The 17,386-nt window shown below is 65.0% G+C and carries 11 protein-coding genes; 9 read left to right on the forward strand and 2 right to left on the reverse strand.

All coding sequences use genetic code 11. The annotated features are described in order from the left end of the window. Positions 1 to 196 precede the first annotated feature (196 nt). Together JQ507_01410 and JQ507_01415 are read left to right on the forward strand one after the other, a co-directional pair. Complete coding sequence (locus JQ507_01410) at positions 197 to 4,351, forward strand: VCBS domain-containing protein (GenBank protein QRI70229.1); 4,155 nt, start codon at positions 197 to 199, stop codon at positions 4,349 to 4,351. Positions 4,352 to 4,458: 107 nt separating this feature from the next. Next, on the forward strand, positions 4,459 to 6,693 hold the full coding sequence (locus JQ507_01415) for an adenylate/guanylate cyclase domain-containing protein (protein QRI70230.1): 2,235 nt from the start codon (positions 4,459 to 4,461) through the stop codon (positions 6,691 to 6,693). A 279-nt stretch (positions 6,694 to 6,972) separates the two neighbouring features. Here the strand turns inward: JQ507_01415 and JQ507_01420 are convergent, their stop codons facing one another. Then, positions 6,973 to 8,580 carry an ABC transporter substrate-binding protein gene (locus JQ507_01420; GenBank protein ID QRI70231.1) on the reverse strand — a complete coding sequence of 536 codons (1,608 nt, stop codon included), beginning with the start codon at positions 8,578 to 8,580 and terminating at the stop codon, positions 6,973 to 6,975. Positions 8,581 to 8,791: 211 nt separating this feature from the next. Between JQ507_01420 and JQ507_01425 the strand changes: the two genes are divergently transcribed. The 7 genes from JQ507_01425 (at position 8,792) to JQ507_01455 (ending at position 16,386) form a co-directional block, all read left to right on the forward strand. Further along, positions 8,792 to 10,444 carry an ABC transporter substrate-binding protein gene (locus tag JQ507_01425; GenBank protein ID QRI70232.1) on the forward strand — a complete coding sequence of 551 codons (1,653 nt, stop codon included), beginning with the start codon at positions 8,792 to 8,794 and terminating at the stop codon, positions 10,442 to 10,444. 195 nt (positions 10,445 to 10,639) lie between these two features. Then, a complete protein-coding gene (locus JQ507_01430) occupies positions 10,640 to 11,593 on the forward strand; it encodes an ABC transporter permease (GenBank protein QRI70233.1) in 954 nt (317 codons plus the stop codon). Between the two features lie 65 nt (positions 11,594 to 11,658). Beyond that, positions 11,659 to 12,546 carry an ABC transporter permease gene (locus tag JQ507_01435; protein ID QRI70234.1) on the forward strand — a complete coding sequence of 296 codons (888 nt, stop codon included), beginning with the start codon at positions 11,659 to 11,661 and terminating at the stop codon, positions 12,544 to 12,546. Positions 12,547 to 12,735: 189 nt separating this feature from the next. After that, positions 12,736 to 13,809, forward strand: coding sequence for an ATP-binding cassette domain-containing protein (locus JQ507_01440; GenBank protein ID QRI70235.1), 1,074 nt, complete (start codon positions 12,736 to 12,738; stop codon positions 13,807 to 13,809). Then, on the forward strand, positions 13,806 to 14,003 hold the full coding sequence (locus JQ507_01445; protein QRI70236.1) for a hypothetical protein: 198 nt from the start codon (positions 13,806 to 13,808) through the stop codon (positions 14,001 to 14,003). The genes JQ507_01440 and JQ507_01445 overlap by 4 nt, the downstream gene beginning before the upstream one ends. Further along, positions 14,000 to 15,412 (forward strand): Asp-tRNA(Asn)/Glu-tRNA(Gln) amidotransferase GatCAB subunit A, encoded by a 1,413-nt coding sequence (locus JQ507_01450; GenBank protein ID QRI70237.1) that lies wholly within the window; start codon positions 14,000 to 14,002, stop codon positions 15,410 to 15,412. The genes JQ507_01445 and JQ507_01450 overlap by 4 nt, the downstream gene beginning before the upstream one ends. After that, a complete protein-coding gene (locus JQ507_01455; GenBank protein ID QRI70238.1) occupies positions 15,409 to 16,386 on the forward strand; it encodes an ABC transporter ATP-binding protein in 978 nt (325 codons plus the stop codon). The genes JQ507_01450 and JQ507_01455 overlap by 4 nt, the downstream gene beginning before the upstream one ends. Here JQ507_01455 and JQ507_01460 read toward each other — a convergent pair. Continuing rightward, positions 16,383 to 17,291, reverse strand: a complete 909-nt coding sequence (locus tag JQ507_01460) for a LysR family transcriptional regulator (protein ID QRI70239.1) — start codon at positions 17,289 to 17,291, stop codon at positions 16,383 to 16,385. The genes JQ507_01455 and JQ507_01460 overlap by 4 nt on opposite strands. Between the last annotated feature and the right edge of the window lie 95 nt (positions 17,292 to 17,386).

The raw sequence follows: 17,386 nt of genomic DNA on the forward strand, positions 1-17,386 counted from the left end.
TCCCATCTCATGGTACCGTCAGGCGAGTTCGGAATACACGACTCATGTGAGAGTGAGCCAAGTCACATCCGCTCAAACCGCGCGACCGGAGCACCTTGCGAAAGCAAAGGATGGTTTCGCCAAGCTTTATCCGATGATATGCAGGCGTAATCATTCGGATATTTTACCAATATTAACCCTCGTGCGGTGATCCGCAGTGAACTTTGTCGAGAAATTCGACGGCCATTTGCCGAGCGCGGACGCTTACGCCCGCGGATCGGCATACGTCGAAAGCGTTACCTCGAATGCTCCGCCTGGCGCGATCACGGTCGACGACGGGCAATTGCTGTTCACCGGCGACTTCAAGCGAACCGGGCTCGATCTCGTCATCTCGAAGGACGATCGGGAACTCGTCCTGCACGACTATTTCAAGGGCGAGAAGCGCGCGGCGCTGGCCTCGCCTGAAGGCGCGCACCTCACCGGCAACCTCGTCAACGCACTCACCGGTTACACCCAATATGCCCAGGCCGGCGGCGCGGCGGAGCCGGCCAAGGTCATCGGCCATGTCACCAAGCTCACGGGCGGCGCCACCGCCATCCGCAACGGCGTCGCTGTTGTCCTGAACCAGGGTGACAACGTCAACAAGGGCGATGTGGTGCAGTCGGGCAGCGACTCGACGCTCGGCATCACCTTCATCGACGGCACCGTGTTCGGTCTCGGACCGAACGCCAAGATGGTGCTGAACGAGATGATCTACGACCCGAACGGGTCGAGCAATTCGTCGCTGATGAGCCTCGTCTCGGGCACCATCTCGTTCGTCGCCGGCGCCACCGCCAAGCATGGCGACATGAAGGTCGATACGCCGGTCGCGACCATGGGCATCCGCGGCACCGCGGTGCTGGTCGAGATCGATTTCGACGTGCAGGGCTCGGGCGGCGTGCCGCCGGCCAAATTTCAGGTGCTGGTCGAGCCCGACGGCAGCACCGGCTCCTACATCCTGTTCGACAAGACGACGCTCAATCCGATCGCAACCGTCGATCAGGCCGGCACCCAGACCATCGTCAACGGCCAGGGCAGCGTCAGCTTCGTCTCGTCGGCGCAGCTGTCGACCGATGCGCAGAAGCTGATCTCGGACGTCTTCGCGCTGAAGTTTACCGACAACAACAATCCCAACACCAAGCTTACGACGAACTTCACCGACAGCATCGTCCCGGTCACGACAATCCTCAAGCTCGCGACCGGCGATGTGATCCTGCCGACAAGCTTGCTGCTGGCCCTGACCGGCAATGCCGGGCCAGAGGCCGCTTCCGCGAAGCCCGACCACGCTCCCGGTGCGCCGCATGTCGTGACCCAGAATGCTTCGTTCACCGAACAGGCCGGGCTGACCCATAGCGCGCTGCCCGACACGGTGACCGGCCAGATCACCTGGACGGACGTCAATCTCGGCGACAGGCCCAGTGCGGCGGTCAGCTTCAGCACGTTCAGCTACCACGACGCCGGCGGCAAGGACGTGACCTCGCAGCTGACGGCGGCGGAACTGGCGGCCATCAAGGCGGTCGAGATCCCGTTGCTGCTGCAGAGCGATCCGAACAACACCAATGTCGGCTCGGCGACCTGGACCTACAGCCTTGCCGACGGCGCCTTCGACTTCCTGGCCGCCGGCGAGACCTTGACGCTGACCTATCTGGTGCGCGTCGATAACAACTATGCGCCGAGCAACGAGACCGCGTTCAAGACCATCACCATCACGATCACCGGTACCAACGACACGCCGGTGGTGACATCTGCGCCGCAGGTCGCTTCGATCACCGAGCTGCCATGGACGACGAATTCCGCCGCGCCGGATACCGCGCACGGCGCGATCACGTTCACCGATGCGGATCTGACCGACACGCATACGGTCACCATCACCGGCGTCACCGAAGCCGGCGTCACCACGGGACTCGCCGACCACGCCACCGTGCTAAGCTGGCTGTCGCTGGGCGCGCTGACCGATTCGACCGATGGCGTGATGGGATCGCGCGCCTGGACGTTCTCGGCAACCGACAAGAGTTTCGATTATCTCGCCGCCGGCGAGACGCTGACTCTGGTCTACACGATCCAGATCGATGACCAGCATGGCGGCGTCGTCACGGTCCCCGTCACGATCACGATCGTCGGCACCGACGACAAGCCGGTGATCACGTCGCCGACGCAGGCGGCAACCATCACCGAGGTGCCGGAGACGACCGGTTCGGTGAGCCACGATACCGCGTCCGGCACGGTGACCTTCACCGACGTCGATCTCAGCGACACCCACAGCGTCACCGTCGCCGGTGTCACCGAAGCCGGCGTCACGTCAGGGCTCCCCGATCAGGCGACGGTGCTGAGCTGGATGTCGCTCGGCACGCTGAAGGATTCGACCGGCGGCGTGACCGGAACGGACGTCTGGACTTTCTCGGCCGCCGACAAGAGTTTCGACTATCTCGCGGCCGGCGAGAAGCTGACGCTGACTTACCTGATCCAGGTCGACGACCATCATGGCGGCGTCGTCACCCAGCCCGTCACCATCACCATCACGGGCACCAACGACGTTCCGACATTCACCACCGAGCCGCAGACCGCGACCATCGCCGAGCAGCCCGATACGACGGGTTCATCGAAGCCGGACGTGGCCCAGGGCGTGGTGGGATTTGCCGACGTCGATCTCAGCGACACCCACACCGTGTCCATCACCAGAGTGACCGAGCAGGGGACGACCACGGGCCTGCCTGAGAGCGAGCCAACGATCCTGAACTGGCTGTCGCTTGGGGCGCTGACGGATTCGACCGGCCATGTGACCGGATCGCAGGCCTGGACGTTCTCGGCCGCGGACAAGAGTTTCGACTATCTCGCCGCCGGCGAGACGTTGACGCTGACCTACACGATCCAGGTCGACGACCATCATGGTGGTGTGGTCAGCCAGCCGGTGACGATCACGATCACCGGCAGCAACGACGTGCCGACGGTCACGTCGGCGGCGCAGACGGCCAGCATCGCCGAGCAGCCCAACACCACGGGCTCATCCAAGCCGGACAGCGCATCGGGCGTGGTGACCTTCACCGATGTGGACCTCAGCGACACCCACACGATGACCATCACCGGCGTCGCCGAAGCCGGGGCGACCGCAGGCCTGCCCAAGGATCAATCCACCATCCTGAACTGGCTGTCGCTGGGGACGCTGACGGATTCGACGAACGGGATGACCGGATCGCAGGCCTGGACGTTCTCGGCCGCGGACAAGAATTTCGACTATCTCGCCGCCGGCGAGACGCTGACGCTGACCTACACGATCCAGCTCGACGATCATCATGGCGGCATCGTCAACACGCCCGTGACGATCACCATCCACGGCGCCAACGACGCGCCGACGCTCGCCGACGTCAATGCCGGCACGCTGACCGATACCGCCGCCTACGACACGTTCAGCCCACTCACCGGCACGCTGCACGGCCACGACGTCGACGACGGCGAGACGGCGACGCTGACCTATGCCGCCCTCAATTCCGACCACGCCGCGGTCACGCAGATCACAGGTCTCTACGGCTTGCTCACCGTCAACCCCAACGGCACCTACAGCTACGTTCCCGATGCTGCCGCGATCAACGCGCTGCCCAAGGGGACCTATGCCGACACCTTCACCGTCGAGACGGTCGACGTGCACGGCGCCGTCGGAACGGCGACGCTGACGGTCGACGTCATCGGCGCCAACGATGCGCCTGTGATCCACACCGACAACATCAGCATCACCGAGAATCCAAACGGGACGGACACGATCTCCGGCCTCACCGTGACGGATATCGACGCCACGGCTACCGAGAACTTTCTGCTGGCGGCGACGACGGTCGGTTCGGGCAGCAGCGTGACACCGCCCGCGCAAGCGGGGCACCTCGCCGACATCAACGCGGCGCTGGTATCGTCGGCACTCACCTATCACCCCGGCACCGCGCCGACCGACACCGTCACGCCCTCCGTGACCGACGGCAACGGCGCGAGCGATACGGTCAACCTGATCTTCAACGTCCAGCAAAATCCGACCGCGCCGGTGACCCTGACCAGCACCGCTGGCAAGGACGTGCTGTTCGGGACGGCGGGTTATCAGGACCAGTTCGTGTTCGCGCCGAACTTCAACCACGACACGATTTTGAACTTCAAGCCCGGCATCGACCATATCGATCTCACCGCGGTGGTATCGACGGGCGATGTCGATACCTGGATCAGCCAGCACGTCGCGGCATCGCCGACCAACGCGGCGGATACCCTGATCACGATCGACAGCGCCGACACCATCACGCTGCGCAACGTCAGTCCCGCGGCGCTCGGCCACAACGACTTCCTGCTTCACGTCACGTGACGGCTGTGCGGCCGTGCCGCCATCGGCGGTGCGCCGGATCTGGCTGGTTGTGCAGCGCGCATGCCTGCTCCATTGGAACAACTCGCCGTGCGTGATATCCAGATGGCATGAGACGGCTGAAGGCGATACGAAGGTGGTTCGGACGGCGCTTCGGCTATGCGCGGCTGGCCTGCGTGGCGCTATTGGTCGGCTTTGCCGCGCTGCGGGCCGCCGATCCGGCTCCGGTGCAGGAGATTCGCGTCAGGACGTTCGACACATTTCAGGTGCTCGAACCCCGGAAGAAGACCGCGCGGCCCGTCACCATCGTCGATATCGACGAGAAGAGCCTCGCCGATCCCCGGCTCGGGCAATGGCCGTGGCCGCGGACGCGGCTCGCCGACATCGTCATCAACCTGACCCGGCTCGGCGCCGTGGTGATCGCGTTCGACTCGGTGTTCTCCGAGCCCGACCGCCTCAATCCCGATATCGCGGCCGATACGTTCAGCAGCCTCGATGAGGAGATGCGCGCCAGGCTGCGGCAGCTACCGAGCAATGACAGCATCCTGGCCGACGCCATCAAGAACTCGCGCGTGGTGCTCGGCGAATCCGGCGCGCCCAATGTGCGCGCCGACCTCAACGAAAAGCTGCCGGTCACCGGGCTTGCAATGCTCGGCGAGGAGCCGCAGCAGTTCATGTTCGAGTTTCCCGGATTGTTGCGCAACGTGCCGGTGCTCGAGGAGGCCGCCGCCGGGCGGGGCCTGTTCACGATCAGGCCGGAGCGCGACGGCATCGTCAGGCGGGTGCCGATGATGATGGTCGCGCAGGGCGTCACCATGCCGTCGCTGACGTTCGAAATGCTGCGGGTGGCCGGCGGCTCCGGCACCATCCTGATCAAGGCCGACAAGGGCGGCATCCAGAGCCTCGGCATCACGGGCTTTGCGATCCCGACCGACCTCTACGGCCAGCTCTGGATCCATTATGCCCGCCGCGACCCCTCGATCTATGTTTCGGCCGTCGATGTGCTGGATGGGCGGGTCTCGCCGGACAGAATCGCCGGCAAGCTGATCCTGATCGGCACCTCCTCGGTCGGGCTGAACGACATCAAGACCACGCCGGTGACGCCGGCCATGCCCGGGGTCGAGGTTCATGCCCAGGTGCTGGAGAGCGCGCTGACCGGCGACGTCGTTTCACAGCCGAGCTACGGCATCGCCATCGAGTTCTTTGCCGCGATGATCATGGGGCTGCTGGTCATCGCCTTCGCGCCGAAATTCGGTCCGGTGACGCTGGTCGTCGTCGGCGGCCTGTTTGCCTCGGTGCTGATCGGTACGTCCTGGTATTTCTATTCGCAGCACCGGCTCCTGATCGATTTCACCTATCCGCTGATGTCGACCACGGCGATCTACCTGACGCTGATCTTCTCCGCCTTCGTGCGCGAGCAGCAGCAGCGTCGGCAGATCAGGTCGCAGTTCGTGCAGTACATGTCGCCCGCGCTGGTCGAGCAGCTGGCGCAGTCGCCGGAGCGGCTCGTGCTCGGCGGCGAGGAGCGCGAGATGACAATCATGTTCTCGGACATGCGCGGCTTCACCTCGATCTCGGAGACCTACAAGAGCGATCCGCAGGGCCTCACGGCGCTGATGAATCGTTTCCTCACACCGCTCTCCAACGCGATCCTCGCCCGCAAGGGCACCATCGACAAATATATGGGCGACGCCATCATGGCGTTCTGGAACGCGCCGCTCGACGACAAGCAGCACCAGCTCAACGCCTGCGACGCTGCGCTCGACATGCTGGAGCGCGTCGACGACCTCAACCGCGCGCGCGAGCAGGAGGCGAAGGAGGGTGGCCACGTCTATGTGCCGCTCAACATCGGCGTCGGTCTCAACACCGGCACCTGCGTGGTCGGCAACATGGGCTCCGATGTGCGCTTCGACTATTCGGTGTTCGGCGACAGCGTCAATCTGGCCTCGCGTCTCGAGGGGCAATCCAAGGAGTACGGCTTCCCGATCATCGTGGGGTCGAAGACCGCGCTCGCGGTGAAGGAGAAGTTCGCCATCCTCGAGCTCGACTTCATCATGGTGAAGGGCAAGAAGGAGCCCGAGGTGATCTATGCGATCGCCGGGCGTGAGGACGTCGCCGGCTCCGGCCGCTTCCAGCGGCTGCGCAACCTGACCATCGAGATGCTGGCCTGCTACCGCAGCCGCGATTGGGATGGCGCGCTCGCCGCGATCGAGCGTGGCCGCAAGACCGACGAGGCGCAGGCCTTGCAATATCTCTACCGCCTCTACGAGGCACGCATCCGCGCCTTCCAGAAGGAGCCGCCGCCGGATGATTGGGACGGCGCATTTGCGTTGACGACGAAATAGGCGTCGCAAACTCGCTGTCGTCCCGGCCTGCGCCAAGCATGATGAGATTAGATCGAGCTGGAACGGCGTTGAAAGTTCACCTCTCCCTTGGGAGAGGTCGATTTGCGCAGCAAATCGGGTGAGGGGTTGCGGTCTATCGCGAGAGCGGGAGCCCTCACCCGGATTGCTGCGCAATCCGACCTCTCCCCGGCGGGGAGAGGTGAACCAAGACCGCGCCAAGGCGATTCAACCAAATCTCATCGCGCTTTAGGGCCTGCGCCGGGACGACGATGGGGAGATCTACTCCAGCCCGATCTGCGTCAGGTCCTGGAACCAGTGCTGCGCCTGCACGAAGGTCTTCACCTTCGGCGACAGCGCGTGCGGATTGGTGTCGTGCACCACCCAGACCAGCGCGGCGTCGTCGACGATCAGCGCGTGCGCCTGCGCCAGCAGTGCGTCTTGTTTGGCGCTGTCGAAGGTCTGCTTGGCCTCGTCGATCAAGGCGTCGACCTTCGGATTCTTGTAGCCGCCCCAGTTGACGCCCGTCGGCGCCACTTGGCCGGAATGGAAGAACCGCACGATGGCGTAGAGCGGGTCCGAGGTGACATAGGCGATGTTGTTGGCGGTGATGCCGGCATTCATCTCGTCGGCTGCGCCCTTGCGCCAATGCGAGTACAACGTCTCGAGCTCGACCACCTTGAAGTCGATATCGATGCCGATCTCCTTGAAGCTTTGCTGCAGGAATTCGTTCATCGGCAGCGACAGCATCTGCCCGGTGCCGCCTTGGGCGATGATGAAGGTCGTCTTCAGCGGCTTGTCCTTTGAATAGCCGGCTTCCTCCACCAGCTTCTTTGCGGCCGCGAGATCGTATTTCAGCTCGAAGGTCGGCTTGCCGAACCACGGGCTCGACGGGTCGACCTGGCCCTTGGCCGGCTTGGCGAGGCCGCTCATCAGGCCGACCACGGCGTCGCGGTCGATCGCGAGGTTGAGCGCCTTGCGCAGGCGGATGTCGGTCCAGGGCGAGCCCGGAAGCACGCTCAGATGATAGTTCCAGACATGCGGCGTCACATTGTCGACGATCCTCATGCCGGCGGCCTTGAGCTGCGGTACGGCGTCGGGCGCCGGCGTCTCGATCAGATCAACCTGCCCGGCGAGCAGCGCGTTGGTGCGGGTCAGCGCCTCCGGCATCGGGATCAGGATCAGCTTGTCGGCCTTTGCCAGCCGCTTCTTGTCCCAATAGTCCGGGTTCTTGGTCAGCTCAGCGAGCTCGCGCGGCACCAGCTTGGTCAGCTTGAACGGGCCGGTGCCGGAGGGCTGGCTTGCGAACTTGTCCCAGTCCTTGCCGAGCTTGTCGTATTGCGCCGGGCTCGAGACCAGGAACCAGAGCATCTGGTAGGGAAAGAAGGAATCGACTGTCTTGGTGGTGATCTCGACAGTGAAGTCGTCGATCTTGGCGTAGCTCGCAACCGAGGGCAGGCGGGTTTTCACCTGCGCGCTCTGCCGCTTGTCGAATTGCGGTGCCTTATCGTTCAGCACCTTGTCGAGATTCCAGATCACGGCATCGGCGTTGAAGTCACTGCCGTCATGAAACTTGACGCCCTTGCGCAGCGTGAAGCGCCACTTGGTCTTGTCGGCATCGTCGACCTTCCATTCGGTCGCAAGCCCGGGCACCAGTTTGCCGGGCCGGTCGGCAACATCCATTTCCCAGGCCACCAGCGGATCGTAGATCGTGTAGGCGGTGAACTGATAGGCGCCGGCACCGCGATCGGGCTGGCCGGTCGTCAGCGGAATGTCGGCCATCGAAATGCCGTAGCGCACAACGGACTCCGCCCGTGCCGACATGCCGGGCCAGCCCGCGGTCAGGGCAAGCGCCATTGCCGCCATCAGGATCGAATTGCGCGCACGCATGTGAAAGGCTCCGTTGGTGGGAAGTCGGAGCCAAAACTTGCAAGCATGATGCCAGAATAGGCAGCATTGCCCCGTCTTAGCCTAAGGTAGGAAGAAATGACGCGCCCGGCGGTTATTTGCTGAAGAACTATTCCCCTTGGCACAGGCATTGCATACGCTTGCCCAAGAAATAATCACCAAAACGTCACCAGACTTCGAAGGGGTTGCTGAGATGCGTAACAACAAGACCAATGCGACGGCATTCATGCTGGCGCTCGCGATTGCTGCCGGCGTGCCGGCGATCGCCGGCGCCGAGACCGTGCTGCGTATTGGCATGACGGCTGCCGATATTCCGCGCACGCTCGGTCAGCCCGACCAGGGTTTTGAAGGCAACCGCTTCACTGGCTTGACGATATATGACGCGCTGACGATGTGGGACCTGTCGTCGTCGGACAAGGCCAGCGCGATGATCCCGGGCCTTGCCACCGAGTGGAAGGTCGACGATGCCGACAAGACCAAGTGGGTTTTCAAGCTGCGTCCCGGCGTCAGCTTTCATGATGGCTCGCCGTTCAATGCCGACGCGGTGGTCTGGAACGTCGACAAGGTGCTGAAGCAGGATGCGCCGCAATACGACGCGAGCCAGGTCGGCGTCACCGCTTCGCGCATGCCGACCTTGGTCTCGGCGCGCAAGATCGACGACATGACGGTGGAGCTGACCACCAAGGAGCCGGACAGCTTCCTGCCGATCAACCTCACCAATCTGTTCATGGCGAGCCCGGCCAAGTGGCAGCAGTTCTACGACAAGGCCGAAGGCGCCGACGCCAAGGCGAAGTCGCAGGCCGCATGGGCCGCATTCGCCAAGGACGCGTCGGGCACCGGCCCCTGGAAGATGTCGAGCTTCACCCCGCGCGAGCGGCTCGAGCTGGTGAAGAACGAGAACTATTGGGACAAGGCCCGCGTGCCGAAGACTGACAAGATGGTGCTGTTGCCGATGCCGGAGGCCAATGCGCGCACCGCGGCGCTGCTGTCCGGGCAGGTCAACTGGATCGAGGCGCCGGCGCCGGACGCATTGCCCGAGATCAAGCAGCGTGGCTTCAACCTCTATTCCAACGAGGAGCCGCATGTCTGGCCCTGGCAGTTTTCCCGCGTCGAGGGCTCGCCGTGGAATGACATCCGCGTCCGCAAGGCCGCCAACCTCTGCATCGATCGCGAAGGGCTGCGCGACGGTCTGCTCGCAGGCCTGATGGTGCCGGCGACCGGCACGTTCGAGCCGGGCCATCCCTGGCGCGGCAATCCGACCTTCCAGATCAAGTACGACAAGCCGGCCGCCCAGAAGCTGATGCAGGAGGCGGGCTTCGGTCCGAACAAGAAGCTGACGGTCAAGATCCAGACCTCGGCGTCGGGTTCGGGCCAGATGCTGCCGCTGCCGATGAACGAATATCTGCAACAGGCGTTGGCGGAGTGCTACTTCGATGTGCAGCTCGACGTCATCGAGTGGAACACGCTGTTCACCAACTGGCGGCGCGGCACCAAGGATCCGTCGGCCAACGGTTCGAACGCGATCAACGTCACCTATGCGGCGATGGATCCGTTCTTCGCGCTGGTGCGCTTCCTGCAGTCCGGCATGGCGCCGCCGGTCTCCAACAATTGGGGCTTCAACAACAATCCGAAGTTTGACGAGCTAGTGAAGAAGGCGCGCCAGACCTTCGAGCCGGCGGCGCGCGACGCGGCGCTCGCCGAGCTGCATGCGGCCTCGGTCGATGATGCGGCGTTCCTCTACGTCGCCCACGACGTCGCGCCGCGGGCGATGAGCCCGAAGGTGAAGGGCTTCGTGCAGCCGAAGAGCTGGTTCGTCGACTTCTCGCCGGTCACGGTCGCGCCGTGATGCCGGCAACGTGATCGGTGCACCCTCTCCCCTTTTGGGAGAGGGTGGCCTCGCTGAAAGCGAAGCCGGTGAGGGTTGTCTCCGCGGACACTCCTTATTGTCGTGAACTGACTGTAGCCGCGGACAGAACCCCTCACCCGGCGCGCCTCGCGCGCCACCTTCTCCCACAAAGGGAGAAGGAAGAGAGAACGCAACGTGCTCGCCTATACGTCCAGACGGATCGTCTACGTCATTCCGATCGTGCTCAGCGTGGCGCTGGTGTGCTTCCTCCTGGTGCACATCACGCCCGGCGACCCGCTGGTTGCGGTGCTGCCCGCCGATGCCTCGCAGGAGCTCGCCGCGCAACTGCGCAGCGCCTACGGCTTTGATCGCCCATTGCCCGTGCAATTCGGCCTGTGGCTGTGGCGCGCGATCCATGGCGATCTCGGCAATTCGATTGCGACCGGGCGGCCGGTCCTGTCGGAGGTGATGCGCGCGGTCGGCAACACCGTGATGCTGGCGATCGCGGCCGCGATGATCGGCTTCACGCTCGGCCTGCTGTTCGGCCTGATCGCCGGCTATTTCCGCGACACCTGGGTCGACAAGGTCGCGACCTCGATCGCCATCGCCGGCGTCTCGCTACCGCATTACTGGCTCGGCATGGTGCTGGTCATCATCTTCTCGGTGCAGCTCAACTGGCTGCCCGCGGTCGGCGCCGGGCCCGGCGGCTCCGGAGCCTGGGCGTGGGACTGGGAGCATCTGCGCTATCTGGTGCTGCCTGCGATCACGACTTCAGTGATCCCGATGGGCATCGTCACCCGCACGGTGCGTGCGCTGACCGGCGACATCCTGAGCCAGGATTTCGTCGAAGCGCTCCGCGCCAAGGGCCTGCGCGAGACCGGCGTGTTTCGTCACGTCATCAAGAACGCGGCGCCGACCGCGCTCGCGGTGATGGGACTTCAGCTCGGCTACATGCTCGGCGGCTCGATCCTGATCGAGACCGTGTTCTCCTGGCCGGGTTCTGGCCTGCTCTTGAACTCCGCGATCTTCCAGCGCGATCTGCCGCTGCTGCAGGGCACGATCCTGGTGCTGGCGCTGTTCTTCGTGCTGCTCAATCTCCTGGTCGACATCGCGCAGGCCGCGATCGATCCGCGCATCAAGCGGAGCTAGAGCATGATCCGGAAAAGTGGAGACCGGTTTTCCGCGGAGATCATGCTCCAACCAAGAGGCTTCGCATGAGTGCGATGAGCGATACCGCATTGCAGGCCGCACCCGCGAGCAAGGCGCGCGGCTACTGGGCGACGGTCGGGCGACGGATCAGGCGCGACAAGGTCAGCATGGCCTGCGCCGTCGTCCTGCTGCTGATCTTCGCCTCGGCGCTGCTGGCGCCGTGGCTGCATCTCGCCGATCCCTATCAGGGCTCGATGATCCGGCGCCTGCGCCATATCGGCACGCCGGGCTATCCGCTCGGCACCGACGAACTCGGTCGCGACATGCTGGCGCGCCTGATCTATGGCGGCCGTCTCTCATTGGTGATCGGCATCCTGCCGGTGATCTTCGCCTTTGCGATCGGGACCTCGCTCGGCCTCGTTGCCGGCTATGTCGGCGGCAAGCTCAACACCGCGATCATGCGGACCGTCGACGTGTTCTACGCCTTCCCCTCGGTGCTGCTGGCGATCGCGATCTCGGGCGCGCTCGGAGCCGGCATCACCAATTCGATCGTGTCGCTGACCATCGTGTTCGTGCCGCAGATCACCCGCGTCGCCGAAAGCGTCACCACCGGCGTCCGCAACATGGACTTCGTCGAGGCGGCGCGGGCCTCCGGTGCCGGTCCCTTCACGATCATGCGTGTGCACATGCTCGGCAATGTGCTTGGCCCGATCTTCGTCTACGCCACTGGCTTGATCTCGGTGTCCATGATCCTCGCCGCCGGCCTGTCTTTCCTCGGGCTGGGGACAAAGCCGCCGGAGCCGGAATGGGGCTTGATGCTGAACACGCTGCGCACCGCGATCTATGTCAATCCCTGGGTCGCAGCGCTGCCCGGCGCGATGATCTTCGCGGTCTCGATCTGTTTCAACCTGCTCAGCGACGGCATGCGCAGCGCCATGGACATCAGGAACTAGTGCGATGACCATACTCGCAATCTCTCCCCGCAACGACGGTTCACCTCTCCCCTTGTGGGAGAGGTCAGATCGCATCGTTAGATGCGATCTGGGTGAGGGGTTATACCCTCTCGTGAGACCTAAGGCCCTCACCCGGCGCTACGCGCCGACCTCTGCCCGGTGGGCAGGGGTAATCCCCGCGTGCTCGACATGATCGATACAACCACTCCAATCGACATGCTGGAGCCGGTCGCCGACATCGGCGGCGCCGCGCAGCCACTGCTGCACGTCAACGGGCTGACAAAGCACTTCCCGGTGCGCGGCGGGCTGTTCAGTCCGCGCAAGACCGTGCGCGCCGTCGACGACGTCACGTTCTCGGTCATGAAAGGCGAGACCGTCGGCATCGTGGGCGAGTCCGGCTGCGGCAAATCGACCACGGCACGGCTGCTGATGCATTTGATGACGCGCGATGCCGGCGACATCATCTATGACGGGAGGCAGGTCGGGCCGGCGCTCTCGCTGCGCGATCTGCGGCGCGGCGTGCAGATGGTGTTTCAGGACAGCTACGCGTCGCTCAACCCGCGCCTCACCATCGAGGAGTCGATTGCGTTCGGACCAAAGGTCCATGGCATGGCCGACGACACGGCGCGGACGCTGGCGCGCGAACTGCTCGGCAAGGTCGGATTGCGGCCGGAGATCTTCGCCAATCGCTATCCGCACGAAGTGTCCGGCGGCCAGCGCCAGCGCGTCAACATCGCCCGTGCGCTCGCGCTCTCGCCGCGGCTCGTGATTCTCGATGAGGCGGTCTCCGCGCTCGACAAGTCGGTCGAGGCGCAGGTGCTCAATCTGCTCGCCGATCTGAAGCGCGAATTCGGCCTGACCTATCTGTTCATCAGCCACGATCTCAACGTCGTCCGCTACATCTCTGACCGCGTGCTGGTGATGTATCTCGGCGAGGTCGTCGAGCTCGGCCCGGTCGATGCGGTCTGGGACGCGCCGGCGCATCCCTATACCCGCGCGCTGCTGGCGGCGATGCCGTCATCCGATCCCGACAAGCGCACCGAGGTGCCGCCGATCTCCGGCGATCCGCCCAACCCGATCGATCCGCCGCCGGGTTGCCGGTTTCACACCCGTTGTCCGTTTGCGGAGCCGCTCTGCGCAAACGACACGCCAAAACTCAGCGATCTCGATACAATGGGCCATCAAGCGGCGTGCTACATGGCCATTGCTGGCTCGGGGCACAGCCGCGCGCCGGCAAAAGCAAAAGGAGAAAACGCGGCATGACCAGACCCACGCCAAAAGATGTCAAGGTGATCGCGCACGTTGCCGACGTGCCCGCTGACGACGAGGTCGCCACCCGGATCGCCAATTCGATCGGGCCGGCATTCGACGGCTTCGCACCGATCGCCGGCACGTTGCCGTTCGATCTCGAACCCGCGAGCTTCCTGCTGGCGCAGATCGCAAAGGTGTCGAAATGAGCTCTGATCCGGCCCTGATGACGCTGACCGCGGTTGCCAAGGCGATCGCTGAGAAGAAGGTCTCCTCGCATGAGGTGACGCGCGCCGTGCTGCATCGCATTGCCGAGTGGCAGCCGCGCCTCAACGCCTTCATGGCGATCGAATCCGAGCAGGCGCTCGCCGCTGCCACCGAGGCCGACGCCTCCCTCGCCAGGGGCGACAGCCGTGGCGCGCTGCATGGCGTGCCGCTGGCGCACAAGGACATGTATTACGACGCCGGCAAGGTCGTGACCTGCGGCTCGCTGATCCGCCGCGACTTCGTGCCGAAGACGACCGCGACTGCGTTGCAGCGGCTGAAGGATGCCGGCCAAGTCCGGCTCGGCTCGCTGCAGATGGTCGAGTTCGCCTATGGGCCGACTGGTCATAACGTGCATTACGGCCCGGTGCGCAATCCCTGGAACACCGAGCACATCACCGGCGGTTCGTCGTCGGGTTCGGGCTCGGCGGTCGCCGCGCGGCTGACCTTCGCCGCGCTCGGCTCCGACACCGGCGGTTCGGTGCGGATGCCTGCGCATTTCTGCGGTGTTACCGGCCTGAAGACCACCGTCGGCCGCGTCAGCCGCGCCGGCGCGATGCCGCTGTCGCAGTCGCTCGATACCGTCGGTCCCCTGGCGCAGACCGCGGAGGATTGCGCGCTGCTGCTTGGCCTGATGGCCGGTGCCGATCCCGAAGATCTCACCGCGTCGACGCAGCCGGTGCCGGACTATTTGGCTGCGACCAGGCAGTCGCTGAAGGGTCTCAAGATCGGCGTGCCGACGGCCTTCTACGTCGATGACCTCAATCCCGAGGTGGCACGCGTCCTCGACGAGACGGTTGCCACCCTCAAGAAGGAAGGTGCCGAGATCGTCACGGTCGAGCTGCCGGATCAGCGTCAGCTCAGCGGGGCGTCGCAACTGGTGCTCGCGGCCGAGGCCGCCGCCTTCCACAAGCGCTGGATGATCGAGCGGCCGCAGGATTACGGCGCGCAGGTGCTGATGCGGCTGCAGAACGGCCTGACCATTCCCGCCGTCACCTATCTCGAGGCGATGCGCTGGCGCGGGCCCGCGCTCGCCGCGCACAATGCGGCGGTCACCGGGATCGATGCTGTCATCGCGCCGTCCTCGCCGGTGCCGGCGCCGACAATCGCCGAGAGCGATGTCGGTAACGGTCCGGGTGCGGAGGCGGTGATCCAGCGGCTGACGCGGTTCACCCGCCCGGTCAACTATCTCGGCCTGCCGTCGCTCTCGATTCCCTCCGGCTTCACCAGGACGGGTCTGCCGGTCGGCATGCAGCTGATCGGCCGCTCCTTCGAGGAGGCGACGCTGCTCCGGATCGGCGCTGCTTTCCAGCGCGCGACCGATTTCCACGCCAGGGTACCCAAGCTCGCATGACCAATCTCGTCGAGATCAACAACCTCAACATCCGTTTCACCGGCGATCGCACGGTCCATGCCGTGAATGATCTCAGCCTGTCGCTCGGCGAGGGCGAGGTGTTGGGGCTGCTAGGCGAGTCCGGGTCGGGCAAGAGCGTGACCTTGCGCGCGCTGATGCGGCTGCTGCCGCGAAAGCGCACGCAGATCTCCGGCAGCGTCAAGGTGCTGGGCCGGGAGGTGCTGGCGATGGACGACGAGGCGCTGTCCGCATTCCGCGGCCAGACCGTCTCGATGATCTTCCAGGAGCCGGCGCTGGCGCTCGATCCGGTCTACACCATCGGGCGCCAGATCGCCGAGACGGTGATGCGGCACGAGGGCAAGAGCGAGCGCGAGGCCACGGCCCGTGCGCTTGAGATGCTCGAAGTGGTGCGGATCCCCTCGGCGAAGCGGCGGCTGGAGTCCTATCCGCACGAGATGTCGGGCGGCATGCGTCAGCGTGCGATGATCGCGCTGGCGCTGGCCTGCAAGCCGAAGATCCTGCTTGCGGACGAGCCGACCACCGCGCTCGATGCCACGGTGCAGATACAGATCCTGTTGCTGCTGCGCGAGTTGCAGCGCGAGTTCGGGATGTCGGTTATCTTCGTCACCCACGACATCGGCGTTGCGATCGAGATCTGTGACCGGGTCGCGGTGATGTATGCCGGGCAGATCGTGGAGCAGGGCGCCTTGCGCGAGATCGTGCGCACGCCGGTGCATCCCTATGCCAACGGGTTGCTGGCCTCGACCATTCACGGCGCGATGCGCGGCCAGCGGCTCGAGACCATCCCGGGCACGCCGCCCTCGCTCGACCACGCACCGGCGAGCTGCTCGTTTGCGCCGCGGTGCAAGTTCGCCGAACCGCGCTGCAGTGAAAGCCTGCCGCCGAACGTGCAAGTCGCGCCCGGCCACCAGGCACGCTGCGTCCTGGCAGAGCCTGTACCCGCCACGGTCTAGCTCGCGCGCGCCACCGCATCGGCGATCCAGCGCCGCACCGCCGCAATGCGGCGATCGCGGGCCTGCTCGGTGCGGGAGACCAGATAGATCGTCTCGCTGTGCGTGGGCTCGAACGCGAATGGCGCTACCAGCTTCTTGCCGAAGCCCGGCCGCGCCTTGATCAGGGGCGCCAACGCCAGTGCCACGCCGAGCCCATGCTCGGCGGCTTCCAGCACCGCCGGCACGCTGTCGAGCCAAAGATGCCCGCGCGGGGCGAGGTGAGGCAAACCGGCCTCCTTCAGCCAGGCCGGCCACGCCCGCGGTTGCGTCGTGACGTGGATCAGCACCTCGCGCGACAGGTCCGCCGGGCTGCGCAGCCCGGCCTTGACCAGCGCCGGCGTGCAGACCGGCAATCCCCTGACCTGGACCAGCGGCTCGACCCTCAGCCCGGCGGCATGTTCCCGGCCGTAGCGGATCGCGACGTCGACGCGGGAGCCGTTGAAGTCGGCATATTGATGGGTGGCCTCGATCCGCAGCGTCAGTTGCGGATGGCGCCGCTTGAACTCCGGCAGCGCCGGCAGCAGCACCGCGCCGGTGAAGAACGGCAGTGAGCTGATCCACAGTTCCCCGCCGCTCTCGCCGCGCTGCCGCAGCATGTCGCGGCTCGCCTCGTCCAGCATTGCCAGCGCCGCCGACACCTTTGCGAGGTAGCGTTCGCCGTCCGCGGTCAGCCGCACCGAGCGCGCGCCGCGGACGAACAGCCTGGTGCCGAACTGTTGTTCCAGCCCGCGGATCTGGTGGCTGATCGCCGACGGGCTCAGCGACAGGTCGCGGGCGGCGCGGCGGAAGCTGAGCTGCGTCGCGGCGCGCTCGAAGGCGAGCAGCGCCGCAAGCGGCGGGATGACCCGCGGATCCGGGGCATCCAATGGATGAATCCTGTTCACCTCGAGTGATGAATGGCCTTTTGTCATGGCCGCTATTCTTGGATCAGATCGGCCGAACGCTCAATCCCGCTCACCTC

The sequence above is a fragment of the Bradyrhizobium sp. PSBB068 genome (genome assembly GCA_016839165.1).
Lineage (GTDB): Bacteria > Pseudomonadota > Alphaproteobacteria > Rhizobiales > Xanthobacteraceae > Bradyrhizobium.